22 protein-coding genes are annotated in these 25,346 nt (G+C 34.9%); 8 read left to right on the forward strand and 14 right to left on the reverse strand.

Annotated elements, in window-relative coordinates:
• Positions 1 to 114: 114 nt before the first annotated feature.
• Both IQ237_RS00165 and IQ237_RS00170 read right to left on the reverse strand, forming a co-directional pair.
• The gene (locus IQ237_RS00165; protein WP_194051017.1) at positions 115 to 489 is read right to left on the reverse strand and encodes a type II toxin-antitoxin system PemK/MazF family toxin; all 375 of its coding nucleotides are present in this window, start codon (positions 487 to 489) and stop codon (positions 115 to 117) included.
• Positions 470 to 763 carry a hypothetical protein gene (locus IQ237_RS00170; protein ID WP_194051019.1) on the reverse strand — a complete coding sequence of 98 codons (294 nt, stop codon included), beginning with the start codon at positions 761 to 763 and terminating at the stop codon, positions 470 to 472. Before IQ237_RS00170 ends, IQ237_RS00165 begins: the two co-directional genes overlap by 20 nt.
• Before the next feature lie 641 nt (positions 764 to 1,404).
• Between IQ237_RS00170 and IQ237_RS00175 the strand changes: the two genes are divergently transcribed.
• From IQ237_RS00175 to IQ237_RS00210, 8 genes are all read left to right on the forward strand, one after another.
• A complete protein-coding gene (locus IQ237_RS00175; protein WP_194051021.1) occupies positions 1,405 to 2,589 on the forward strand; it encodes an FtsW/RodA/SpoVE family cell cycle protein in 1,185 nt (394 codons plus the stop codon).
• 310 nt (positions 2,590 to 2,899) lie between these two features.
• Positions 2,900 to 4,264, forward strand: a complete 1,365-nt coding sequence (gene ovoA, locus IQ237_RS00180; protein ID WP_194051023.1) for a 5-histidylcysteine sulfoxide synthase — start codon at positions 2,900 to 2,902, stop codon at positions 4,262 to 4,264.
• Positions 4,265 to 4,371: 107 nt separating this feature from the next.
• Positions 4,372 to 5,364, forward strand: coding sequence for an L-histidine N(alpha)-methyltransferase (egtD, locus tag IQ237_RS00185; protein WP_228019423.1), 993 nt, complete (start codon positions 4,372 to 4,374; stop codon positions 5,362 to 5,364).
• Between the two features lie 151 nt (positions 5,365 to 5,515).
• Positions 5,516 to 6,631: a mechanosensitive ion channel family protein gene (locus tag IQ237_RS00190; RefSeq protein WP_194051025.1), complete on the forward strand. Its 1,116-nt coding sequence runs from the start codon at positions 5,516 to 5,518 to the stop codon at positions 6,629 to 6,631.
• A gap of 93 nt (positions 6,632 to 6,724) precedes the next feature.
• On the forward strand, positions 6,725 to 8,308 hold the full coding sequence (locus IQ237_RS00195) for a mechanosensitive ion channel family protein (protein WP_194051027.1): 1,584 nt from the start codon (positions 6,725 to 6,727) through the stop codon (positions 8,306 to 8,308).
• A gap of 247 nt (positions 8,309 to 8,555) precedes the next feature.
• Positions 8,556 to 10,085 carry a radical SAM protein gene (locus IQ237_RS00200; protein ID WP_194051030.1) on the forward strand — a complete coding sequence of 510 codons (1,530 nt, stop codon included), beginning with the start codon at positions 8,556 to 8,558 and terminating at the stop codon, positions 10,083 to 10,085.
• 116 nt (positions 10,086 to 10,201) lie between these two features.
• Positions 10,202 to 10,699, forward strand: coding sequence for a DUF427 domain-containing protein (locus IQ237_RS00205; RefSeq protein ID WP_220609143.1), 498 nt, complete (start codon positions 10,202 to 10,204; stop codon positions 10,697 to 10,699).
• Positions 10,700 to 10,889: 190 nt separating this feature from the next.
• Positions 10,890 to 12,245, forward strand: a complete 1,356-nt coding sequence (locus IQ237_RS00210) for a hypothetical protein (RefSeq protein WP_194051032.1) — start codon at positions 10,890 to 10,892, stop codon at positions 12,243 to 12,245.
• Positions 12,246 to 12,262: 17 nt separating this feature from the next.
• Here IQ237_RS00210 and IQ237_RS00215 read toward each other — a convergent pair whose 3' ends face one another.
• From IQ237_RS00215 to IQ237_RS00270, 12 genes are all read right to left on the reverse strand, one after another.
• Positions 12,263 to 12,667, reverse strand: a complete 405-nt coding sequence (locus IQ237_RS00215) for a putative toxin-antitoxin system toxin component, PIN family (protein ID WP_194051399.1) — start codon at positions 12,665 to 12,667, stop codon at positions 12,263 to 12,265.
• Positions 12,664 to 12,903, reverse strand: coding sequence for a hypothetical protein (locus IQ237_RS00220; RefSeq protein WP_194051034.1), 240 nt, complete (start codon positions 12,901 to 12,903; stop codon positions 12,664 to 12,666). Before IQ237_RS00220 ends, IQ237_RS00215 begins: the two co-directional genes overlap by 4 nt.
• A gap of 107 nt (positions 12,904 to 13,010) precedes the next feature.
• Positions 13,011 to 14,525 carry a glycine betaine ABC transporter substrate-binding protein gene (locus IQ237_RS00225; RefSeq protein WP_194051037.1) on the reverse strand — a complete coding sequence of 505 codons (1,515 nt, stop codon included), beginning with the start codon at positions 14,523 to 14,525 and terminating at the stop codon, positions 13,011 to 13,013.
• Positions 14,526 to 14,658: 133 nt separating this feature from the next.
• Positions 14,659 to 15,426: an ATP-binding cassette domain-containing protein gene (locus tag IQ237_RS00230; RefSeq protein WP_194051047.1), complete on the reverse strand. Its 768-nt coding sequence runs from the start codon at positions 15,424 to 15,426 to the stop codon at positions 14,659 to 14,661.
• A 243-nt stretch (positions 15,427 to 15,669) separates the two neighbouring features.
• A complete protein-coding gene (locus tag IQ237_RS00235; protein WP_194051049.1) occupies positions 15,670 to 16,050 on the reverse strand; it encodes a DUF423 domain-containing protein in 381 nt (126 codons plus the stop codon).
• Positions 16,051 to 16,081: 31 nt separating this feature from the next.
• Positions 16,082 to 16,573, reverse strand: a complete 492-nt coding sequence (locus IQ237_RS00240; RefSeq protein WP_194051051.1) for a hypothetical protein — start codon at positions 16,571 to 16,573, stop codon at positions 16,082 to 16,084.
• Positions 16,574 to 16,784: 211 nt separating this feature from the next.
• A complete protein-coding gene (gene bchM, locus IQ237_RS00245) occupies positions 16,785 to 17,468 on the reverse strand; it encodes a magnesium protoporphyrin IX methyltransferase (RefSeq protein WP_194051054.1) in 684 nt (227 codons plus the stop codon).
• Positions 17,469 to 17,644: 176 nt separating this feature from the next.
• The gene (locus tag IQ237_RS00250) at positions 17,645 to 18,475 is read right to left on the reverse strand and encodes a metallophosphoesterase (RefSeq protein ID WP_194051056.1); all 831 of its coding nucleotides are present in this window, start codon (positions 18,473 to 18,475) and stop codon (positions 17,645 to 17,647) included.
• 298 nt (positions 18,476 to 18,773) lie between these two features.
• Entirely contained in the window at positions 18,774 to 20,195 is a 1,422-nt protein-coding gene (locus IQ237_RS00255; RefSeq protein WP_309225536.1) for an FAD-dependent monooxygenase, read from the reverse strand.
• Between the two features lie 149 nt (positions 20,196 to 20,344).
• Positions 20,345 to 22,519, reverse strand: coding sequence for a DEAD/DEAH box helicase (locus IQ237_RS00260; protein ID WP_194051058.1), 2,175 nt, complete (start codon positions 22,517 to 22,519; stop codon positions 20,345 to 20,347).
• Positions 22,520 to 22,590: 71 nt separating this feature from the next.
• A complete protein-coding gene (locus IQ237_RS00265; protein WP_194051060.1) occupies positions 22,591 to 23,916 on the reverse strand; it encodes an ATP-binding protein in 1,326 nt (441 codons plus the stop codon).
• Between the two features lie 125 nt (positions 23,917 to 24,041).
• The gene (locus IQ237_RS00270) at positions 24,042 to 25,328 is read right to left on the reverse strand and encodes a tellurite resistance TerB C-terminal domain-containing protein (protein ID WP_228019426.1); all 1,287 of its coding nucleotides are present in this window, start codon (positions 25,326 to 25,328) and stop codon (positions 24,042 to 24,044) included.
• Between the last annotated feature and the right edge of the window lie 18 nt (positions 25,329 to 25,346).

Below are 25,346 nucleotides of genomic sequence, written 5' to 3' on the forward strand. Positions count from 1 at the left end.
AAGTATCCATGATGAGCGTTAGCGTAGCTCATCGTAGATATCGCTTCCTATGGTCTTCTATACTGATTAATAATTATTTGTGGTATGCAGGTGAGAGAGCGATCGCCGATAGAATCAAAACTCCCATTCAATCACACCAAGAATGGCAGCAGCAATTTCTGACATTGTAACGTCAGACACATTACCCAATTTGCGAATGAATCTTTGTAAATCTACACCCCTCAGTTGTAAAGCGTCAATTGCTGAAACTTTCGCTAAACTATTTGTAGTGTCAGGTTCAATTTTTACGTGCCAGAAATCTTGTGAGAAATATGGTTTCCAGTCTGTAATAGGAGCAATAAGTTTGATGGGAAGTTTACCCACTGCGTCAGAACTAATGACAACAGCAGGACGGACTTTCTTAATTTCTGCACCAATAGTAGGATCAAAATTAACCAGCCAAATTTCTCCCCGCTTAGGTATGTCACGGTTAGTAGTCCACGATGTCACCTGACATTAACTCCTTCCATTCAGAATCTTCTTCATAATGAGAAATCATTGTTTCAGCCTGACTTTCTAAAATGCGTCTGCGTTCAGCCATTGGTAACTTTAAAAAAGCCAAACGTTGCTCTAAAGAAAGAGATTGATTTTCTCCAGAATCAGGAGTATTTTCAGAAACTAAAATCACTACTTCCACTGTTTGTCCCACTACAAGGTTGGGAGTTTCAATTTCAATTTTGTTTCCTGGCAGAACTTTGGCCTTGAGGTATAAAGTTGATTTCACAGGTGAAAATTACCCTTCAGCAGTTTCAATAATTTAATAGTAGCAAATTTATAAAACTGTAGGCATAGTTTATAGTATCAATGATAAGCCTTAGCGTAGCTCATCGTAGATATCTTTTACCCTATACTACGCCAATAATAGACGGAAGAAAAAAATAAAATGTACAGACATTAAAATAACATCTGTACATTAGACATCTCCGAAAACCATCTAATTGGTAATTAGATATCTCCAGAAAAGAAATTATGGAACCTATTTATGGGGGCAGGTCGAAGCTTATGGGATATCTAAATGTCTGATTTTTCCGTTAAATTATCGCCCATAAGCGTCGCCCCTACAACTTATGACAAATTAATACATTCTATTTTGGAGAAGTCTATTGAAGGCAATTAGCAAGAAGTTAAAGTTATGGTAGGTGATTAGTCTAATTGATGACTCAATTTTGATGAGGCGATCGCAGCTTTCCTATAATTTTACATATTATCAGGACTTACGCAAAAGAAAACGAAAGTAGGGGTAATTCATGAATTACCCCTACGCAAGAATCAGGTGTTGAGTTCAATCCTGCGTAAGTCTTAATTATTTTAGACTAAATGAAACCTTAAAACCTACAATAGCTTATGTTGCTATTCCTGTAACTTGTGAATTTACGCCAATTAATCCCTATTTTTGATAGTTCCGTTGCCAGCTGGGCTTTGGAAGCGCGTTTATTACGCTGGTTAACCTTTGTGTGGTTGTCTGTTGGTTTAGTTGTACTTTTTTCTGCATCCTATCCCGTGGCTGATGTTCGTCAGGGTGATGGAATGTATTATTTTCAGCGTCAAATTATTTGGGTATTAGTTTCATTAATACTATTCAACATCATTGTCAATCTTCCCTTACGGAAAATTTTGGCGGTATCTCATTGGTTTTTATTTCTGTTTTTGTTGTTAATTTTCGTGACTCTTATTCCCGGAGTGGGAAAAAAAGCATTTGACGCAGCACGATGGATAGCGATCGGTCCTATTCCCCTGCAACCATCAGAATTGATTAAACCCTTTTTAGTATTGCAAAGTGCGAAGCTGTTTGGCCATTGGGAAAGATTAACGTGGGAAATTCGTTTTTCCTGGTTAGGTGTGTTCTGTCTGGTGCTATTGGGTATTTTAGCTCAACCAAACCTCAGTACAACTGCACTTTGTGGAATCACAGTTTGGTTAATTGCCCTAGCTGGTGGAATACCATACAAATACTTGGGAGGAACAGCTATTGGTGGATTTTTATTAGCCCTATTAAGTATTACTATCAAAGAATATCAACGCCGAAGGGTGATGTCTTTCATCAACCCTTGGGCAAATCCTACCGGAGATGGTTATCAGTTGGTACAAAGTTTATTAGCTGTAGGTACAGGGAAAACTTGGGGTGTGGGTTTTGGACTTTCTCAACAAAAGCTTTTTTATCTCCCTATTCAAGATACTGATTTTATCTTTGCCATCTTTGCTGAAGAATTTGGTTTTGTGGGTAGTATGGTACTTTTGTTACTTTTAGCTGTCTTCGCTACTTTAGGATTAATTGTAGCCATGAAAGCAAAAAGTTCTATCCATCGGCTGGTGGCAATAGGTATTACTGTGGTGATTATTGGACAATCATTATTACATATTGGTGTGGCTACGGGGGCGATACCAACAACGGGTTTACCATTGCCAATGTTTAGTTATGGTGGTAATTCTATGATTGCTAGTTTGGTGGCTTGTGGATTATTAATTCGTGTTGCTAGAGAAAGCAGTGAAGCTGAGGTTTTGCCTTTACCAATTAATACACCAGAAACTAAACGTAGAAAAAGAATTTAGATTTGTCTTGGTGGGTAATTCCCACCAGATTATTAATAGATCAAAGTAGAGTAAATGAAACAAGATATTCTTGTAATTAATACAAAATTTGGCACAAAATTTGGCAAATAAGTATATATACTAGTAGTTATTCGGAAAACTTGACCATAAAATGTTACGCAAAACATGATATTTTAACTTTTCTTCAGCAAAAATGTCAAAAAAGTTAAATTTTGGTTAACAATGAAAAAAATGTACCGATGTGCGGTATTTAAAAATAAGGATAATAAAAAGTTGTGCATCGCACCTTGGTAGAACTCAAAATAATACAATGCAAACAATTCCCAGGCTGAATAACTTAGCATCTACTCAAATACCCAAGCTAGATCATTGTAGTACCGAAAACCTGCTCAACTATTTTGAAAATTCTTGGGAACTAGAAGCAACCCTACTCAAAAGCATAACTAGCACAGATACATTTTACCGCTGTCCTGATCCTTTAAGAAACAAATTAATCTTTTATCTGGGACATTCGGCAGTTTTTTACATCAACAAATTAATTCGGGTTGGTTTATTAGAAAATCGCATTCATCCTCAATTTGAAATTCTGTTTGAAATTGGTGTTGATCCAGAAACACCAGATGAACTAGAAGCAGCAACAAAAGATATCATCTGGCCTGACGTAGATCAAGTTTGGCAATATCGAGAAAAAGCCAAAACCGAAATTACAAACATTATCAAAAATACCCCTTTAAATCTGCCCATTGATCAACAACATCCTTTATGGGCTTTATTAATGGCAATTGAACACAGTCGCATCCATTTTGAAACTTCATCCATGTTACTGCGTCAATTACCTGTTGATCAATTAAAACGCCCCCAAGGTTGGAATTATGCGCCTACAAATGGGAAAACTCCTAATAATAAAATGATGAAAATTCCCGGTGGTGTGGTAAAATTAGGTAAAAAAGATGATGATTTAACTTTCGGTTGGGACAGTGAATATGGTAGTTTAGAAATTGGAGTTGAACCGTTTTTAGCCAGTCAAAATTTAATCACCAATGGGGAATTTTTAGAATTTGTTCAAGCTGGTGGTTATGAAAATTTAGAATATTGGATGCTAGAATCTAGGGATTGGAAGAAAATCTATAATGTGCAACATCCAAAATTTTGGATACCAGATTTTATGGACAAAAACAATGGGAAATACCTCTATCGTGCTACCTTTGATGAAATAAATTTACCATTAGATTGGCCTGTGGAAGTCAATTATTATGAAGCCATAGCTTACTGTTGCTGGAAAGGTGGTAATACTCGTTTAATGACAGAAGCAGAATGGAATCAAGCTTTACAATTTTCTGGAGGTGATGGTTTAGAAAATAACTACAATCTCAATTTACAATATGTTTCACCTTCACCAGTAGGAATGTGTTCAAAAAACAATAAATCAGGTATTTTTGACTTACGGGGGAATGTTTGGGAATGGTTATCTAGTACATTTTACCCCTTACCAGGATTTCAAACCCATTATCTGTATGAAGATCAATCAGCGCCATTTTTTGATAATAGACATCAAATGATGTTAGGTGGTTCTTGGGCAACTAATGGTACTATGGCTTTACCATGTTATCGAAATTGGTTTCGTCCTTTTTTCTATCAGCACGTTGGTTTTAGAATTGCTGAAAGTTTGAATTAGTTGACAGGCATTGGTGACAGTTATAGAAAACTGTTTAGATATGTCTGAAACACCGCAAAATTACGAAAAATAAAAATTGTAACCAGTTAATTCCCAGGATATGTACCATGATTGCAGAAACATTGAACCCACAAATTTTAACAGTTTTAGATCATCATTATCAAGAGTTAGCTATTGATGGTAAAGATGTGATTGAGGGATTAAATAAAAAACATAAAACTTTATCACCAAAATACTTTTATGATGATCGTGGTTCTTTGTTGTTTGAAGAAATTTGTGATTTACCTGAATATTATCCTACTCGCACAGAAGCATCTATTTTACAACAATATGCTGATGAAATTGCAGCAATTACAAATTGTTGTGAGTTGATAGAGTTAGGTAGTGGAAGTTCTACAAAAACTCAACTTTTATTAGACGCTTATCAAAAAATAGCTGATAATTGTCGTTATCTTCCTATTGATGTCAGTGGGGGTATTCTCAAAACCAGCGTTTTACAATTACAGGAGAAATATCCTGATATTGCAATTCATGGTTTATTAGGAACTTATGATCAAGCTTTGGTACACTTAGAAAGTAATTATTTGCAGTCGCGGATGTTGTTTTTTCTGGGAAGTTCTTTAGGTAATTTTAACCCAGAAGAATGCGATGGTTTTTTAAATCAAATTTCTCGCACTTTACAAACTGGGGATTACTTTTTACTCGGAATTGATTTACAAAAACCCAAGGATATTTTAGAAGCTGCTTATAACGATAGTCAAGGTGTGACTGCTGCTTTTAATTTGAATATGCTTTCTCATTTAAATTGGCGTTTTCAAGGTGATTTTGACATTAGTTTGTTTAAACACCAAGCAATTTACAATGAGGTAGAAAATCAAATTGAAATGTATTTACATTGTCAAAAAAGCCATTGGGTAACTTTGGAAGCATTAGATTTAAAAGTGTTTTTTGAAGGAGGAGAAAGCATACTTACAGAAATTTCTCGCAAGTTTAATTTAACAAAGATGTCACAACAACTAGAAAGTAAAGGATTAAAAACTATCAAAACTTGTACAGACGAAAAGGGATGGTTTGGATTGATTCTTTGTCAGGTTGAATAAGGCTGATATCAGCACTCATAAATCAAGATTACAAATAGATAGATATATCTGTAATTTTTATAAAGTTTTGAGTGCTGAGAATTTATCTATGTTATAAAATTAACCGACTCAAATATTTATCCAAGATTTAACTTAGCCAAAAGAGGCACACATGGAAACTGTATTAAATGCCTTACAAAGTATCAACTATTCCAATATCCCCATAGCTAAAATTGCTGCTGTTATTGTCATACTGACGATTACACAAACATTAAGACGATTTGTTTTAGCGGTTATTATTAAAACCATTGAAAAGTTCACAAGCAAAACAGAAACTACCCTTGATGATGAATTAATTGCGATTATTAAGCCAGCTTTAAACTGGCTAATTCTCATTGGTGGATTTTGGTTGATTAAGGAAATTCTTTCCGAGGAATTAGGTTCTAAATTAACGGATACTATTGGTAAGAGTCTGAACCTAATAGTTATTTTCATTGTTGGCTATGTTGTTTATCGTGCTTCGTCAATTTTAGGTCAATTAATTGCTAATGTTGTCCTGCAAACCGAGACTGAGCTTGATGAATTACTCAGACCTTTGATGCCGAAAATTTTTCAATCAGCGGCAATTATTGTATTAGTAATTAAAATCAGTGAAATATTTCTAGGACAATCTGCGGCGGCTTTAGTTGGGTTACTCGGTGGTGCTGGTATCACGTTAGGTTTACTGTTCAAAGACATTGTTTATGATTGGTTTTGTACAATTATTATCTACTCTGATAATCTCTATCGTGAAGGTGACTGGGTAGGAATATCAGGAGTAGATGGTTTTGTACAAATACTGGAGATTGGATTTAGAACTACAACACTACATATAGTTAAGTGGGGTTCTATCATGAAAATGCCCAATTCTCGCATGATTTCTGGAATTGTAGAAAATTGGTCACAAAATCCCGGGGAAGAATTAAAGTGGGGTCTAAATTTAATTCTCAAAATAGATGGTATTTCTGCAAAACAAACAGAGAGAATTTGTGATGCTATTCAACAAATGCCAACAGCTATTCCTGGTTTGTCTCCTAAGTGTACAGTGCGTTTCAAAAACATTGAAAAGAATGCTCGTGTAATTGAGTTGATGGCATTTGTAAATGATGATAACCTCTATTTTGATGCTGAGAGAAACTTAAATTTAGCGATTTTGGAGCTTTTAGAACAAGAGGGTATTGATTCTCTGTATGTAGAGTTGAGAACAGAACCTGAAAAATATAAACCGATGCTAAACAGCAACAATTAGAAAATTTCAGTTATGGATATACCCGAATTTTTTAAAAACTTTCAAAAAATTTGGGTATTTGGACATCATGAATAATACTAAAATTACCTGATTATGAACATATTAATTACTTTAGCTGAAGTTTGCATTTTAATAGTTGTTTTTATAATATGCAGATGGCTTGTAGGTAAGCTATTTAAGCTATTGGTTAGATTATCAATATTAAAAGGCGACGATATCAAAATCAAAATTCTGCGCCGTAATATTACTGGTTTATTGTTGCTTGTTGGTATATTATTGTGTGTTTTCATTGTTGGTTTTAATGGTTTTCTGATCTATCAGGGTGAAGACCTCCAACAATATAAAATAGCCTTGATCCGTCGTATTCCATCAGGATTTTGGCTGGCATTAGGAATTGGTATTGCTCAAAGTATTGGTGTTATAATTGCTGCGGCGATCGCTCTAAAAGTTATTAAACATTGGTTAAAAATAGCTAGTAATCGCGCCAAGAACTTAGACCAAAATACAGCTGATGATGAAAGTATAGATGCTTTTTTTACCTCCCTCAATCAAAGGATTAGAGGTGGAATTTGGTTATGGGTGATTATTGCTTGTACCCAATTTCTCAAACTACCCACAGTAGTTTCAGAATATCTATATATTGGACTCCGAATCTATCTGATTATTGCTGTCGGATTACTCATTCTCAAAGCAGTGGCCGCAATTGTTGATACTCTAGATGTTCTGAGTGTCAGATATTCCAGTCCTGATAACCTGCTGAGATTTTATGATCGACTCCAACACCTGATTCCCTTTTTGAAGCGGTGTTTGGAATTTGTGATTTACGTCTGTACAGTCACATTAGTTATTCAGCAAGTTCAGTTAATAGCTAAATTGGCTACCTTTGGTCTAAAAATTATCCAAATCATCGCTATCATCTTCTTCAGTCGTGTGATGTTTGAGGTGGTTTACTTACTATTAGAGGAGGTGCTGTTAAAAAACCAGAATTTGACTGAAACCCAAAGAAGTAGACGTTTAACTTTGATTCCTTTGTTTCGGAGTTTGTTGCAATATTTTATCTACTTTAGTGTTGCGGTTTCTATTCTCTATATTCTTGATATTAATCCTACTCCTATCTTAGCTGGTGCGGGGATTGTGGGTATTGCTGTGGGGTTAGGCGCACAGACATTAATTAATGATATAGTTTGTGGCTTTTTTATTCTTTTTGAAAATTACTATTTGGTAGGTGACTATATTGAAGCTGGGAAAGCTGAAGAAAAAGCAGTAGAGGGTACTGTGGAAGCAATAGAACTGAGAACCACCCGCATTAGACATCCTAATGGTCAATTACATATTATTCGTAATGGTGATATTGGTTCAATTACTAATTATTCTAAACAGTATATATTTGCGGTTGTGGAAGTCAATGTACCTTGTGATTCTAATTTATCACATATATATGAAGTAATTGGGGAAATAGGACAACAATTAAAAGCCAGTGATCTAGATGTCCTGGAAGCAACTTTTGTAGAAGGTGTAGAAAGTTTGAGTGAATCTCACTTGTTATTACGAACCTTAACTAAGGTAAAACCGGGAAAACATCTGCATATTCAGCGTGTGTTGCGTAAACTTTATATGGATAATTTTCAAAACCAAGGTATTTTACTGCCGGCGACTATTCCCAAGAGTGAGGATTAGTATTTTATCAATGGACAATTGACAATTGATAATTGATAATTGTCCATTATTGAAGTTCTTGACATATCAAAACCTCATTTTTAGGAATTTTAGGCAAATTAAGCAGTTAATTAAGTTTTGTTGTTAGTTTTCCTCCCACAGTATAAAATAATGATAATCTACAAAAGTTGAATCAAAATATAAATCTCACTGTTGCGAAACTCCGTTATCAATAATTGAAACTATCAAGGATTAACAGAGGATTCTTATGAAATTAAAAAATCCAAGCATCGGATTAGTTGAAGTACCCGCCTTGGGATTGTATGACGAAGAAGGACATAATTGGACGGCATTATATAGACGTAATACCTTATTAAGTAAACAGGTATTAATGGCAGATTTACAAGCGGGTGGTTTTGATGCTCAACTGGTAAATCTCAAAGCCGGTGATTCAAAAGAACCCTTTGGAGAAGTAACTTGGAAAGGGATGAATTTGACTAAAGCCTATGTAGGTCAAAGGATTTATGATATAGATCCTGAAACTTATGATGCTTGGGGAATCACTGTTAATTATACCCAAGAACGTCAAGTAACTTGTATGGCGATCGCCCATTTTGCCAGTAAAGGAAAACCCGTTGTAGTTGGTGGTTCAGATGCGATCGCAGAACCCAAATATTATTTAGACGCAGGTGCAACAGCAATAGTAATTGATAAATCTGGTGCAGCTAACTGGCCGATTTTTGACTATGTACTCGGTAAAACTCCCAGGGAAAAACTCACAGGAGTAATATTAGCCGATGGTACTTATCATCCCACACGCCCACAAGCCATGAGTCCCGATGAATGGGCATTACCATCGGTAGATGTAGCCAGACAATGTTTAGGACAAGAATATTCAGAAGAACCCTTTGTAGAAGATTTAGTACCCATAGGTTCGGTATATCCTGACATTGGGTGCGATCGCAAATGTGACTTTTGCCAAACTCCCACCTACACATCAGGTTATCGCCGGATGTCACCCCAAACTACCATCAATTGGATTGCTCGACAAAAAGAAGCCGGCGCAAAATGCACAGTCATGGGTTCAGATCAATTTCTTGGCCGCGTCTTATTTCCAGGCGGAAGAGAAGAAATTATCGAAATCACCACAGCAGCGAGAGAAATGGGAATGCCCCTTTTATGGCCTAACGGTTTAGAACTGAGAAAAGCCACATTAGGAAGAGGACGCAACTACGAAAACACAGACCTCACACCCGACGAAGAACTGATCGAAGCACTGTGGGGATGGGATGGCAAAGCTGGCGGATTTTTAGGTTATATTCCCGCAGAACGTCCCGTTTTCGGTACAGGATCTTACAAAAAACTCCTGCCCTGGCAACAACATTGTGAAATGATGAAAGCGATCGTCAGAGTAGGTCTTCCTGTCATCGTTTACGGTTTAATCATCGGTCTTCCCGAAGACAACCACGACAGTTTACTTCAACTCGAAGAAGCAGTATCCGAACTCCATCAACAACTCAGAGAAATTAACCCAGACTTAGAATTTCAAGTAGCTTCCTACGCAATTTCTCCCATACCCGGAACACCCCAAGGACAAACCATCCGTAATTCAGGACTACTACGTTTTGATGATCCATCTATAGTTGGTGGTTTATGGACTCCCAGTTGTGATACCCATCATCTCAGCTATACAGATATATCCGATTGGCAATTTAGACTAGCTCAAATTGGTAAAGCAGAATCTAAAATCATCAACTATCATGGAGGACTCACAAAAATAGCTGCTGGTGTAAACTAAGTAATGATAAAAATTCCGGGGTTGCTTAACTCCGGGATCAAATCATTAAACAATAACTCTATTTCTCTCTGCGCCTCTGCGTGAAAAAAATATCCCATTAATTAAGTAATTTAACAATGATCAGACCACAACCCATCCCACCAAAACCAGGACAAGAATCAGTTTGGGACTATCCCCGTCCAGCAATTTTACAAGATACCGACAAACATCTGAAAGTAATTTGTAATGGTATTGTTTTAGCAGAAACCACCAGAGGAAAAAGAGTTTTAGAAACCAGTCATCCTCCCACCTATTACTTCCCCCCAGAAGACATCAAACTAGAACATTTAATAGAAACACCAAAGAAAAATCTTTGTGAATGGAAAGGTGCATATCAATATTATGATATCAAGATTGGTGATAAGTATATCAATTTTGCATCTTGGCGATATTTTAACCCCACACCAGATTTTCTACCCATTCAAGAATACTATGGTTTTATCGCAGCTTTAATGGATGCTTGTTATGTCAATGATGAGCTAGTAAAACCACAATCTGGTGATTTTTATGGCGGATGGATCACTGCGGATATTGTTGGACCATTTAAAGGTGAACCAGGTACTTGGGGATGGTAAATTTCGTAGGTTGGGTTGAACAAAGTGAAACCCAACAAAAGTTAATTTTGTAGGTTGGGTTAAACCATAGTAAATTTCGTAGTTTGGGTTGAACAAAGTGAAACCCAACAAAAGTTAATCATCTGATCAATGTTGGGTTTCCTAATGTCAATCCAACCTACATTATGAAATCAAAAATAACTTTATAATCATGAAAATATCAGTTATAAAAATTGACAGTTTGAAAGTTCATGAACATCATCTAGAAATTATCTACAGTGCAGATAAATTTCAATTTTCCACAAAGATTTTCTATCATGATGTTTCTTTTTCTGGGTTGATGCAAAAATATTCTCAACCTTTTATCCAGCGCATAGTTTCTCATATTGCTTTATTTGAAGGTATGAAATTATGTTCTTTATTTCCTGAATATTATGATATTTCTGTCATTGCTGAATATTTAGAACCTGCGGTTTTAGATTTATTTGTGCAAATTTATCAAGGAGTATTTGGACAACATTGGTATGAAAATAATATCACTGACTATCAACAACCAGAAATTATCACTTCTCAAAAATTAGGAGTAAGTCAACCTGCGGAAATTTTAGGAAATCATCAAACTATTCTCGCTGGTTGTGGTGGTGGAAAAGATAGCATTTTAGCTATGAAAATGTTAGAGGAAGCAGGTATTCCTTTTGCTTCTATGCAATATTCCCATAGTGTTTATGGAAAAGCTGATTTTCAACATCATTTAATTTCCCAAGTTTTAGAATGTGTTAAACCTACCTCTAAACATCAAATCTCTATTTTTGATGATTTTACAGACTTTCCATTTCTGAAACTATATTTTCCTGAAAATTCTGGTATTACTGCACCAGAAACACCAGTTTCTATTTTTGAATCTTTGATTTTAATGTTAGATCAAGGATATAATTATCTATGTTTAGCCCATGAAAAAAGTGCAAATACAGGTAATTTATTTTGGGATGAAATAGATAAAGAAGTTAATCATCAATGGGGTAAAGGTTTAGCAGCAGAACAGATTTTAGATCAATTTATTAGAGAACATCTATTAACTAACTTTAAATACTTCAGTATTTTACAACCAATTTATGATTATCGCATCTTTCAAAACTTTAGTAAATACCCTGAATTTATCTCTAAAATACATTCTTGTAATGTGCAGAAACCTTGGTGTAAGAAATGTCCTAAATGTGCTTATGTTTGGTTAGGTTTAATGGCATTTTCTCAACAAAATATTGTTAATGAGGTTTTTAAAAACAACTTATTTGATGATGTAGACTTACTTCCTACTTTCCGAGAAATGGTAGGTTTAGGTGAACATACACCATTTGAATGTATTGGAGAAATTGAGGAAAGTCGGTTATTGATGAAAAGATGTTTAGAACGAGGTTTAACAGGTAAAGCTTTGGATATGTTTACTGAAGAAATTTTATCAGACAAGAGAATTAATTGGCAGGAAATAGAACAGAAATATAACTTTGTTTATAGTACAGAACACGCTATACCGGATTTGATATTTGAGAAAATCAAGGAACAGTTGTAATTGAAAGTAAATTCCCATCAAGACAAATATGTTTCCTTAAACTGAGAAACTGAGATAATTTTAGTCTCAATTAGTGCTTGTGCTTCGCTAAAATCTTTATCCCCAGTAATCAGTAAATCAGCTTTAGACGCTATAGCACAGCTAAGAAACTTGGCATCTTTTCTATCTCTTTTAAACTCAATAGTATTATCAACTTTAATTAAAGTAGTAACATCTTTTACACATTTTAGAAAAAGATTGCGTCTATCTAAATTAATGTTTAACTTTTCTCTATTTAATACTGATTGATACTCTTCAATAATTTCTTCTGAGACTAACCAAGTATACTCTAAATTAAAGGCAACAAATAAAACTACTTGTTCAGGGACTTTATTTTTCAGAGCAGCAGATATGAGAATATTAGTATCTATAATAACCTTTATTCTCCTCTCCGGTAAGCATCAATTTCTTCACAAATTTCTTCTTCTGTGATTTCTTGGGAAGAAGGTAAAGATTGAATTTCTTTAAATAAATCCTTTAACTGATTAGCAGCAGCTAATCTTTTTTCATCAACTACGTGAATTTTGATTTCTACCTTTGTTCCTACTGCAAAAGGTAAATTAGAGATAACTACCTGTTGAGAATTATCAATTGTTAAATAAGTTTGATAGGTATTCATTTTGTTTACTGTTAAATATTGCTTATCTCTATATTAGCATAATTCTTAACTTGTAGTAGTATCAGCAAGATTTTTTCATAAATTTTGTAAATTTTATATTTATAAATTTATATTTTTTTAGATTTTAACCACTCCCTCACCACATCTTCCACTGGTTGAGATTGATTATCAACTTGATAATTCATCTGCTGTATTTCTGCTGTAGAAATTTTACCCGCTAATTTATTAATAGTTTCTACTAACTCTGGATATTTTTCCAGAATTTCTTGATTGAAAACAGGTACAGCTTCATAAGGTGGAAAATATTTTTTATCATCTTCTAACATCACTAAATTTAAAACTTGAATTAACCCATCTGTAGAATTTGTAGCTATGAAATCAACTTGTTTTTCTTTTAAAGCTTGATACATCACCCCTAATTCCATTTGTTTAATATTGGCAAATTTTAAGCCATAAGTTTTTGAGAAACCAGGATAACCGTCAGCACGTTCTAAAAATTCATAACCAAAACCTGCTTGCATTTGGGGAGTATATTTAGCAATTTCTGAAAGGGTTTTAACTTGCAATTTTTTTGCATCTTCAGCACGAATAAGCATCGCATAGGTATTTTCAAAACCCAAAGGTTGCATGACTGTTAAATTATATTTTTCTTGATATGCTTTTTTAGTTCTTTCATAAACAACTTGCGGATCTGTAATGGTTTTTTCTTTTAAAACTGCTGCAAATGCAGTACCTGTATATTCTACATAACCCGCTATTTTGCCCGCTTTTACTGCTTCATGGGCAATAAATGTACCACCTAAATTCAACTTTCTGTCTACTTTTAAATTAGTATTGTTTTCTATTGTTTGTGCTAATATTTCTCCTAAAATTACTTGTTCAGTAAAGTTTTTTGAACCAATAGTAATTGTGGCTGGTGTTTGCTGAAAATTAAAGACAATTAAACCAGATATTATAAAAATAATTATCCCTAAAATTATTGCAATTTTTGGTTTATTACCTGTTTGTTTAGTGAGAGTTTTTTCTAAAAAACCTAATCCAAAATCTGCACTCAACGCAATAAAAGCTGCGGGTATTGCACCTGCTAAAATCAATTCATTATTAACTGTAGAAATACCGCGAAAAATAAATATTCCCAAACCACCACCACCAATAGCAGCAGCAATAGTGGCAATACCTACAGATATCACAGTTGCTACTCTGACACCTGCTAAAATAACTGGTAAAGCTAGGGGAATTTCGACTTTTAATAATAATTCTTGATCTGTCATTCCCATCCCTACTCCAGCTTCTTTAATAGCAGGATTGATACCATTAATACCAATGTAAGTATTACGAATTATCGGTAATAAAGCATAAAGAGTTAAAGCAAAAATGGCGGGATTTTTACCTATTCCTCCTAAAAAGGGAACGGAGATTAAAAACCCAAATATGGCTAAACTGGGAATAGTTTGGATAGCGTTTGCTAAACCCAAAATTGGAGGTGCAAGTTTTGGTTGACGGGTGATAAAAATACCCAAAGGAATACCAATAGAAATGGCCACTATCATGGCTATAGCTACTAATATTAAATGTTCGCCACTGCGAAGGATGATTTCTGAAGCATATTTAAATAAAAACATGATTGTTGATTTTTAGATGTTTTTAATTGATGTATTTGAAGTATTAATTCAGAGTTAATAAAGCGTTTAAATTCAACCTTACTACCCACTTCTGACTCCTGACTCCTTGATCTCCTGACTCCTGACTCCTTGCTTAATTCAGTTCTTCCCAATTTTTCAAAGCATTCAAACAAGATAAAAAAGCTTGTGCTTCAGGGTGTTGAGATTTAATAAACTCTCTTCTTGTACCTAAAGCAACCAAGTTTCCTTCATACATTAAACCAATTCTTGTAGCTAAAAAGAAAGCTTCTTGAATATCATGGGTGACAAATATCACGGTTTTTCCTAATTGTTGTTGTAAATATTGAAATTGCTGTTGTAATTCTAAACGAGTAATAGGATCTAAAGCTCCAAAAGGTTCATCCATTAATAGTATAGGTGGATCTGCGGCTAAAGCCCTAGCAACTCCTACTCGTTGACGTTGGCCTCCTGATAGTTGATGGGGATAACGTTGAGCAAATTTTCCAGGTTCTAAACCTACTAATTCTAACATTTCATGGACTCTTGTTTGAATTTTATTTGCTGACCATTTTTCTAAAGATGGTACAAGTCCAATATTTTCCGCGACGGTAAAATGAGGAAATAAACCTGTTTCTTGAATAACATAACCTATGCGTCTTCTCAGTTTAATTGCATCCCATTGGGTAGTTGGTTTTGACTGTACTAAAACCTGTCCTTGGGTGGGTGTAAGTAAATGATTGATTAATTTTAAAGTTGTGGTTTTACCGCTACCACTACGCCCTAATAAAATTAATGCTTCTCCTTGATAAATACTCAGATTTAGGTTAGATAATAGAAGACGGTGATTAATTTTAAAACTGACATTTTTAAATTCAACTGCTATTTCTGATATTGAAGACATAAGAGTGTAATAAAACAATCAAAGGTGATTATGAATAATGCAATATTTTAAATGCAATATTTTAGGAGTCAGTAGGGGTTTAGTATTGCTAAACCCTATTATCAATTGATAATTGACAATTGACAATTGATAATTGTTTCATTCAAGGTTTAAAAACTACCCTTTGAAGGGGAAAAACCAAAAAAATCTGTCAATTGTCCATTGTCAATTGTCCATTATTGAACTCTGATAACTGATTAAGTATCAAAATTTGATGGTTGCAGCAGTAATAGCTAAAGCACCCCAACCAGCCATTAATGAAACTCCTCCTAATGGTGCGATCGCTCCTAGTGATTTTATACCAGAAAACGTAATGGCATACAAGCTACCAGAAAAAATCACGACACCAATAATAAATAACCACCCACTAAATAACAGAGTTATAGGTGGAGTTTCAAAGCGACTGATGAGGATAGCCACTAAAAACAATGCCAGGGCATGATACATTTGATAACGTGCGCCAGTGTCGAAAATTTCCAACATTCTTTCACTGACTTTTTCCCGCAAAGCATGAGCGCCGAAAGCACCAGCAGCTACAGATAAACCGCCAAAAATAGCAGCTATGGTTAAAAAAATCTGTGTCATTATTACCTAGCTATAAATGAGCAAAGCGACATTAAAGATCAAAGTGATATGATACCCCTCCTTCTTCATTGACTTGAAAATTAGCATTAAATTCTTTAGCTTTTTGGTCTAAATATTCTTTAGCTTCTGCGGCTGGTAACTGTGACTGCATGGCAAAACCTAACAATGTAATTCTGCCATTATTTGTTTGTAATATTTGATAAAATTGCGATCGCAAATGCTGATTTTTTTGTTGTATCAACGCTTTTTTATCTTGTCGGCTTTGCTTGTATAATCCTAATGCTAACCATCCACCCAATAACGCCGTAGGAACACCAAACATGATCCCTTGGGCTGCTGTATTATCAAGTTGATATAGTGCCTCGTGATTGATAAAATCTTTGGCTAGTGCTTCATCTTCTATCCCTGGTAAGATAGGCTTGAATGTGGTATTTTTGGCAATTACCGCTGTTACTGATGTCGTTAAAAACATGAATCCGAGTGTAAGCAGCCAACCAGCAGCCAATTTTTCCGCCGTTTTCATAGTTTCTTGAGAGTTAGACTTTGCTTGCGATTTTAACCTTACTTGCTTTAAGCTTCCAGTAAAATAGAAAATTCTTACTTTTATCTCGTTATCTCGTTCCCAGTCTCAGACTGGGAATGTTACAAAGAGGCTTTGCCTCTGATTTAATAGCAGCCAGAGTCTGCTAAAATTCATTCCCATACAGAGGATGGGAACGAAAAACAAGAAATTTTTACCTTGTAGCTTCTAACAAGCGGGAAAAATAGAAACGGGTTCTAGTCATAGCTTTTCTTTGTATTTTAAAGCCATTTTTCTCCAGAATTTTCACTACATCTGCTTCACGGTGTAAATAAGCACGGGTTGTTTTACTGGGTCCAGGAAAGAAAGTACCTATTTTCTTGAGGATAGACAGAAAGAAGGTTTTCGGGGCAAAACTAATCATTATGCGTGATTGTGCCAAAGAACACAGGTGAGAAATCATTTCATCTGCTTTTTCTTGAGGGTAATGAATCAGCACATCCAAACAAATAACTGTGTGATAATTGCCATTTAAAGATTCTAAGTCTTGTACTGTAAAATCAGGATTGAATGTATTTTTTAAAGCTAATGCAGCTCTATCCTGTGCTTCTGAGACCATTTTGGCGGAAATATCACTGGCGTAAACCTTAGCACCTTCAGTAGCTAGGGGAATACTGAGACTACCAACACCACACCCAGCATCGCAGATGGTTAACTGGGATAAATTGTTATCATCTTTTAACCAGCCGATGACGGTATCTACGGTTTGTTGATGTCCAGTGCGGATATCTAGCTGTACTTTGTTGACCTCACCATCTCCATAGATGCGTTTCCAACGGTCAAAACCTGTAGAATTGAAGTATTCGCGGACTATTGTTTTATCGTCGGCTGCGTTCATGACCTTAATTTTTGACAGTTAACAATTCTTAAAATTATAATAAAATAATGTCAGAATTTAGAAGTCAGGAGTCAGAATTTTTGATAAATTGATAGATTATCAAATAGTGATTTTTGGCTTAACCTCTCAAACATTGACTGCTGAAAGCTGATAGATATTTTATGATCTGCCAATTTTTATTTACTTTGTAAAGTAATGATAGTCACTTCTGGCGGACAAAATAAACGTCCTGGTAAATAAGTACCTAAACCACGATTAATATATAGTTGATTTTTGCCTATTTTATGGAAACCTTGTGACCATTCCCAATGATTAAATACAGGGTGTTTTTTTCTGAAAAATGGTAGGAAATTTTGTAATATTTTGGGTGTTATTCTGAGAATTTTATGTTGAATCATTAATACAGGACCCAACCCAGGAATAACGATTTGTCCACCGTGAGTATGACCAGATAATTGCAAATCTACGCGCCATTTTTGCAATATTTCTGCTGTATCTGGGTTATGGGATAAAACTATGCAAGGTGTATCAGGATCTAGTTGGTTCATCACTGGTGTAGGATTAAATTCTTTTGAATAGAAATCTGCTAGTCCTACAATTGGTAATTCTTTTCCTAATGGATAGGAAATTTGATTCCAAAGAACATGAATACCTATATTTGTTAATGTGGTTGTAACTTCAGTTTGGGAATTTTTATAATATAAATCGTGGTTTCCCAGTACAGCATAAATACCATGACGACTTTGCAATTTTTTCAGGTATTTTGCTAGTTGATCAAGGGTTGCGGTGCTGGTGGTGATGAAGTCGCCGGTTAATAAAATTAAGTCTGGTTTTGCTTGGTTTGTAATGGCGATCGCTCTTGCTAACATTTTATCTGATAAGCGCACACCATCATAGTGAAAATCTGACATTTGCACCAGTTTTTTACCTTGTAATGATGCAGGTAAACCCGCAATTTTTACCGTTAATTTTTCTGTAGTCAACGGTCCAGATAATAATCTGTGCATAGGGCGTTTAATTATTTTGAATATTCTTATTTATAGGTTAACTGAAAATCAAGGTCTTATTTGTAGGAATAGTATAACTTTTGGAAATTTTTACAAAAGTTGTGTATTTTTACGTATTTATATTTAAAATTTTTTAATATAATTTTACTTTTGCTCAAGTACCCTAATTCTTTGAGAAGCAGGGGTCTCGTTAATAATTATTGAATTTTTTGTTTATTTTTAGTTTATTTTCACATAATTAAGGCGGGCAAGATGCCCACCCCACAAAAGCTGATAAATTATGATCAATTTTGAAAACTTACTCCACAACAGCAGGTAGAGATTTTGCTAAATTCTCCCCATGACTCAAATTTCCCCCTTGAACCTGGTCAGTTAAAACCTGTCTCATAACCTGCATGAAAATTCTGGGATGGAAAAATGCGCTGGGAGGTTTGATCATGTGAATTACTTCTAAAAACAACTGATGAACTGCCGCACTTTTGCTTTGTAATATCATCACTTGTTCTAAATATTTTTGCATCATTTGATTGATTAAACTGGGTTGACCTCCCTCGGTGGTAGACCAACGGAAATCTTCACCTGTAGCAATCATCCAAGGTATACTAATTACCTTGTTAAGTTGTTTTTGAAACCGTCGAGATAGACCAGTTAAATTTTCTTGCTTACTTAAACATTCATCCAGAGTTACAGCACCTAAAGCAGCGGTAGTCATACCTTGACCGTAAACAGGATTGAAGCTACAAACAGCATCACCGACTACTACTAAATTTTCTGGGAAGCGAGACAGTTTTTCATAATGACGCAGACAGTTTTCTGTGCGTTTATAGACGTAAATTGGTGAAATTGGTTGAGCGTTTTTGATGGTTTCGTAAATAATAGGCGATCGCAAACTGCGAGCAAATTCCAAAAAACCACCCTCATCCGTAGGTGGATAATCTCGACCTATACCCACCAGTGTCACAATCCACTGATTACCTTCAACTTTATAAATCACACCCCCACGAGTACCTGGTGGTTGTGCTGTTATATACACTGAATGCCAATCTATTTGCAAATCTGATTGAATTTGATACCAGCGACTAGCGTAGCCTAAAAAAGAATTAACAATTGTTTCCTGGGTTGGTTCATAGCCCATTTCTTGCAACCAGTGGGGTGTGCGCGAAGTTCGTCCAGTTGCATCTACCACTAAATCCGCAAATATCTCTATTTCCGGTTCATTACCAGTGCGTATCCGTACACCAGTAACCTGAGTTTTGTCCGCGTTTGATAAAAAGCTAGTTACCTGTGTACCTAACCTCAATTTCACACGATCATTTGCCACCAAACGCTGGCGGATAATCCACTCTAGCAAATTCCGGCTACAGGTGTGGGTAGCTAAATGAGAGTGAAAACGGGGACACCATCCGCTAGAACCCAACCAAGGAACATCTGCTGTCCAATTTACAAAAGGTGTACCTGACTCTGCTAATTCAGCAAGTATACCAGGAAACAATTGTTCTAAAATCTGTTGCCCCCGTATCAGTAGGGCATGAACATGAAAAGATTGGGGAACACCAGGGCGTTTTTCTGGTTGTGCAGTTGACCCTAGCAAGTCCTTTTCTACAATTATTACACGGTCAAAATACCGAGTCAGCACCTGAGCCGCCAACATTCCGGCGATGCTTCCCCCAATCACAACAGCAGTTTTTTCTGTAGATGTGGAATTACTTGAATACATCATTTCAAAATAGACTGAGTTAAAACAAATTTATGTTACATATCAGAATTTTATCAAAATTTTGTGGTTTGGGCATGGTTCGACAAGCTGAGTACAAGTCTTGCCCGCCCTAAATATACAACTTAAATTATCCAATTTTTGCTGATCCAAAATCACCATTTTAAAACCTCTTTCCTCATCTCCTCCATATCCAAATAATCATTAACAAACGCTTTTCTTAACAACTCATCAGGAATAAACTGATCATATTTTTGTAATTTCGGTGCTTCTGCATGACTCACTAAATGTTCTGCTGTAATTCTCTGTTCACATAAACCTACTATTTCTGAATAAACAGATGAAAACTTATCCTTACCTAATTTCAAAGTCAAATAATAGGGATTTATCCCCCCAATACTGCTAATTTCTAAAGATTCCCTACAAAAACAATTTAATAATCTTTCTAAAGTTCGATAACCTACCGTACCCATCCAAGGAAAGATGCAGCATTTATTTTTATCTAATTTGATAATATTACTTTGATCCAATCCTGCTTTTCTAGATAATTTCCTCACTTCCTGCAAACGCAATTGAGCATTTTTTTGTAAATAACTATATTCTGTATCTTCTAACAAAACCTGACGCATTCTTTGTAAAATTCTCCCATGAATATTCCCACTACCACCACGCCAATAAATATTATCTTTACCATTAGCTTTACCCTCAAATTGTTTAACTAAAATCACCTGCTTTTTAAAATCAACTTCTAACACTTCCCAACTCTTACCAGCTAACCCAAATTGATTACCCACAGCAGGAGGTGTAGCAATACTACCTATTTCTGTTGTCCCTTGTTTCACAGTATATTCTTGATGGTCAGCAAACACAGCATAAAACTGAAATTTATTAACTATCTTTTCCCCTGCTAAACCAATCATTAATTTACCATGTTCAGTTTTTTGAATGTGATTAATATCAATTAAATAACGAAGTAAGGTTTTATAATCATCTTGGGAAATATTAGCAAAAGGTGATAAATTGAAAATTTGTTGAGCTAAAGCAGCAGGTGAAATTGCTCCCGTTGCTGCTAAAATACTCATAGTTTGATGGTAAAGTAAACTAAAAGGATATTTAATTGGTGTAATTGGTTCTATCCAACGTTCTTCTAAATAAAGTTGAATAATAGCGATACATTGTAAAAGTTGCCAGGGAATTTGTTCTGGTAAAGTAGCTTCTGATAATGGTTTTTCTTCAGCACAAACAAAACGCATATCTGCCGCTTCACCTCTTCTTCCACTACGTCCTAATCTTTGTAAAAAACTAGCAACTGATAACGGTGATTCTAACTGAATAACTCGCTCTAAATAACCGATATCTATACCTAATTCTAAGGTTAAAGTTGCTGCTGTCACCGCAGGAGTATTTGCTTCTCGCATAGCATTTTCCGCAGTTTGTCGTAAGCTGGCAGAAATACTACCATGATGGACATGATATATATCTGGAAATCCTGCTGTTTGTGCTATATTACGCAAAGAAGAAATAACAGATTCTGTTTGAGTTCGGTTATTAGCAAAAATTAAACATTTACGAGATTTGGTAAGATTAAAAATATATTCTTCATAATCAGATTCATCAATATCTTCATTAATAAAAAAATGTTCTAAAGCTAGTTTGACTTGTCGCTTTCCTGCTTCAACATTTGGAGTAATTACTGGTTTATCTGTTCCTGAACTTAACCATTTTTCCGCCATTGAATAATCACCGAGAGTTGCGGATAAACCAATGCGTCTAGGTTGAATTTTGGTAAATTTGGCTAATCTTTGTAATTGACAAAGAATTTGACAACCTCTTTCTGAACCCATAAAGGCGTGAATTTCATCAATAATAATAAAACGTAAATCAGCAAATAATCTGCTTAATTCCTGATGTTTATTGATTAATAAACTTTCTAAAGATTCCGGTGTAATTTGCAGAATACCTTGAGGATTTTTTAAAACTTTATTTTTGCGAGTTTGAGATACATCACCATGCCAAGAATATACAGGAATATCTGCGGTTTTTAATAAGTCATTGAGGCGTTGGAATTGGTCATTAATTAAAGCTTTGATAGGACTAATATACAATACACCTATAGTATTAGATGGTTTTTCCTGTAGTAAAGTTAAAATAGGTAAAAACGCCGCTTCTGTTTTTCCCGCAGCAGTGGCAGCAGCAACGAGCAAATGAGCATCAGTTTGAAATATAACTTCACAAGCTGCAATTTGTACTGGTCTTAATTCTGTCCAATTGTGAAGATAAATGTATTCTTGAATGAAAGGAGCAAGTCTAGAAAAAGTGTTATTCTTCATATAGTGAACAGTAAGATCCCCGACTTCTTTTTTGATCTTGTAAACATAAGATGATCTGAATGCTTACTCAGTTATAAACTAAATTCGGCTACATTATCATCTAAATTAGCATCTTCACCCACAATTGTGGGTTGAAAATTATCACCGTGAATTAATTCAGAAAACTTGATTTCTGGGTTTTGATAAAGAACGTTTAACACACTGATAAAATCTCTAATAATTTCCCCTGGTGTTAGTAATGCTTCTGCACCTAAGCGAGTCATAATTTCTTGGACAAATTCTTTTAAATCTGTCTCTTTTAATCTTTGTTCATAACCAAAATTTAGGGCATGAATTTCTGTTAATCTTTGCAAAAGTGTAAGTATCTCTGTTTCCGTTAATGGATGCAGACGAATCACCGGACCTAAATATTCTTGTACATTAGCTTGGGTAACAAATCGGCTTTCTTTTGTGCGTCTACGCCATGCTTGATCAGCAAATAATCCTCTGTTTGGATCTTCTAAAAATTTCGTAGTTCCACCTATGAAAATCCCCAGATTTTCGGCTTTACATTGCATAGTATCGTTAAACATTCCCAATAGCCGATTATAGTTTTTTTCACGAGTAACTGTAGTGGATATTTGATATAAATTTACGGCTTCATCTATTAAAATTAACAGTCCTTTATAGCCTATTTCTGCAACGAATTTAGCTAATAATTTAATATAATCATACCAAGTTTCATCATCAATAATAACACGCACTCCTAAAGCGGTTCTAGCTTCTGTTTTGGTGTTAAATTCTCCTCTTAACCAGCGTAGGGAGGCGTTTTTTAATTCTTCATCATCTAAGCGATAACTGCGCCAATAAGCAATAATGACACTACCAAAATCAAAGCCATGAACTAAGTCTTCAATATAATGAATTACTTCTCTAATTTTGTTTTCTACTTGGTCATCAAAACCCTCATCATTGGGACGCATTCCTGTTTCTTTGGCTACTTCTTGCTGAATTTTATTAATCCATCCTTCTAAAATGGAAATTAAAGCACCACCATCAGGACGGGTTTTTGTAGCTAAACGACTCATTAATTCTCGATAGGTTGCTAACCCTTCGTTGTTGCTTCCTGCTAGTCTTCTTCCAGAGGATAAATCAACATCAGCAACTACAAATCCTTGCTCCATTCCACGGTTACGAATCATCTGTAACATGAAGCTTTTTCCTGAACCATAGTTACCAATGATAAACCGAAATGCAGCTACACCTTCTGCTATATCGTTGAGATTTTTTAAGAGGCTATTTAGTTCTTTTTCTCTACCTACAGCTATATGCTCAAGTCCGGTTCTGGGAACTACTCCAGCACCCAGGGAATTGATTAAAGCTGTGGAGACTTTTTTTGATATTTTCTGTTTGCTCATGTAGTTGGTATTAGTATTTGTTATTAATTGATTTTCCATTCAAAGCATAATATATTATATCATAAAAGTACATTTTTTCTATTCAATCAATGGTTAAAATTAGTTTTTAAATGAGGGCTATTTATCTAACCTTCATGAATTGCTATAATTTTTTGGACATTGAGCAGATGTTCTGGGTAAATTTCCGGTTTGTCTTCTGCTGTTTCAATAATTAATTCACCAATAGTATTATTGGCGATTTCATTGATAGCATCAATTAATAAATTAGGCATTGTGATTTGTTCTTCGGCAATTTGTTTAAGAATTGGTTGGGGATTATCTTGTTCGATTATGGCTTTTAATACCTGAATTTGATGGGTTGGCATTTGTTCTAAAAAATTCCTCCATTCTGAGGGTAGATTTTCTTCTATAGGTTCTAGTAATTCATCAAAGGGAAATAATTCAATTTCATCTTCCTGGGTATTTTCAGGTATTGTTTCTGGATTAAGTGTTTCTATATTTTGCAGTAGTTCCCAAACTTGGTTTTGTAATAAGTCTCGCTCATCTTGTAATAAGGAAATTTGATTTTGTAATTGGCTAATTTCTGCCTGTTGTGCTTGTTTTTGATTTTGTAAATCTTTCAGTGTATTTTCTAGATTTTCTTGGGCGTTAATTGTCTCTTTTAATAATTGATTTTTAGTTAAGACTTTGCTTTCTAAGTCTTGAATTTCTATTCTGAGTTCATAGAGTTTTTCTTCTAGTTGGGGTTTGAGTCTATTGGAGAGAATCAGGTTATTTTCGATTTCTTCTTTTTCTTGCTTAAATGCTTCAATTTGGGCTTGAAGTTGATTAATTTCTGAACGGGATACGTTACAATTTAGCTCTAAACGACGTTTTTCTGCCGTTAGTTCTGAACAGGATTTTTTCAGTTCTATTGTACTGTTTTCTAGGTTATCTAGTGCATTTTTAATGCTATTAATTTCTAGTTCTAACTTTTTCTTTTGTCCTGCAAAATTACCTATTTCTCGATGTAAATTATCTCTTTGATTACGAGATTCTGCGATTTGATTTTGTAGTTGCTGTGATTCTGTATAGAGAAGAATTTTATGTTGTTGTACTTGTTCTACTTCTCTGGCAATGCGATATTTTAAGCCTTCCAATTCTCTAATTTTTCTATAGAGAGAACTTAAAACCATCAGTTCATAATTTCTGCGTCTTTTATCCACAAATAAGGCGGCTGAATAAGTGGCAAGTACGGTAATTATCCCAGTGATTAGGGCTTGAGTAAAATTCCATGTGGGAACAAGACTTAAACCAAAACTCACACTAAAAGCACATATACCTAGAATCAAACGATTACTTACTGTTCCTGATTGCATTTTGCTTGTTTTTAGCGTAGTGACTTGCTGGGAATCTGTAGTTATTAATGTCATTATTTTTCACATCTTCTG

Source organism: Sphaerospermopsis sp. LEGE 08334 (assembly GCF_015207205.1).
Classification (GTDB): Bacteria; Cyanobacteriota; Cyanobacteriia; order Cyanobacteriales; family Nostocaceae; genus Sphaerospermopsis.

Coding starts and splice junctions, on each gene's coding strand:
- IQ237_RS00225 (WP_194051037.1), bottom strand. CDS start 14,525: ATGTTTTTATTTAAATATGCTTCAGAAATCATCCTTCGCAGTGGCGAA.
- IQ237_RS00205 (WP_220609143.1), top strand. CDS start 10,202: ATGATCAGACCACAACCCATCCCACCAAAACCAGGACAAGAATCAGTT.
- IQ237_RS00265 (WP_194051060.1), bottom strand. CDS start 23,916: ATGAGCAAACAGAAAATATCAAAAAAAGTCTCCACAGCTTTAATCAAT.
- ovoA (WP_194051023.1), top strand. CDS start 2,900: ATGCAAACAATTCCCAGGCTGAATAACTTAGCATCTACTCAAATACCC.
- IQ237_RS00190 (WP_194051025.1), top strand. CDS start 5,516: ATGGAAACTGTATTAAATGCCTTACAAAGTATCAACTATTCCAATATC.
- IQ237_RS00220 (WP_194051034.1), bottom strand. CDS start 12,903: ATGAATACCTATCAAACTTATTTAACAATTGATAATTCTCAACAGGTA.
- egtD (WP_228019423.1), top strand. CDS start 4,372: ATGATTGCAGAAACATTGAACCCACAAATTTTAACAGTTTTAGATCAT.
- IQ237_RS00250 (WP_194051056.1), bottom strand. CDS start 18,475: ATGCACAGATTATTATCTGGACCGTTGACTACAGAAAAATTAACGGTA.
- IQ237_RS00200 (WP_194051030.1), top strand. CDS start 8,556: ATGAAATTAAAAAATCCAAGCATCGGATTAGTTGAAGTACCCGCCTTG.
- IQ237_RS00270 (WP_228019426.1), bottom strand. CDS start 25,328: ATGACATTAATAACTACAGATTCCCAGCAAGTCACTACGCTAAAAACA.
- IQ237_RS00235 (WP_194051049.1), bottom strand. CDS start 16,050: ATGACACAGATTTTTTTAACCATAGCTGCTATTTTTGGCGGTTTATCT.
- IQ237_RS00260 (WP_194051058.1), bottom strand. CDS start 22,519: ATGAAGAATAACACTTTTTCTAGACTTGCTCCTTTCATTCAAGAATAC.
- IQ237_RS00210 (WP_194051032.1), top strand. CDS start 10,890: ATGAAAATATCAGTTATAAAAATTGACAGTTTGAAAGTTCATGAACAT.
- IQ237_RS00240 (WP_194051051.1), bottom strand. CDS start 16,573: ATGAAAACGGCGGAAAAATTGGCTGCTGGTTGGCTGCTTACACTCGGA.
- IQ237_RS00230 (WP_194051047.1), bottom strand. CDS start 15,426: ATGTCTTCAATATCAGAAATAGCAGTTGAATTTAAAAATGTCAGTTTT.
- bchM (WP_194051054.1), bottom strand. CDS start 17,468: ATGAACGCAGCCGACGATAAAACAATAGTCCGCGAATACTTCAATTCT.
- IQ237_RS00195 (WP_194051027.1), top strand. CDS start 6,725: ATGAACATATTAATTACTTTAGCTGAAGTTTGCATTTTAATAGTTGTT.
- IQ237_RS00255 (WP_309225536.1), bottom strand. CDS start 20,195: ATGATGTATTCAAGTAATTCCACATCTACAGAAAAAACTGCTGTTGTG.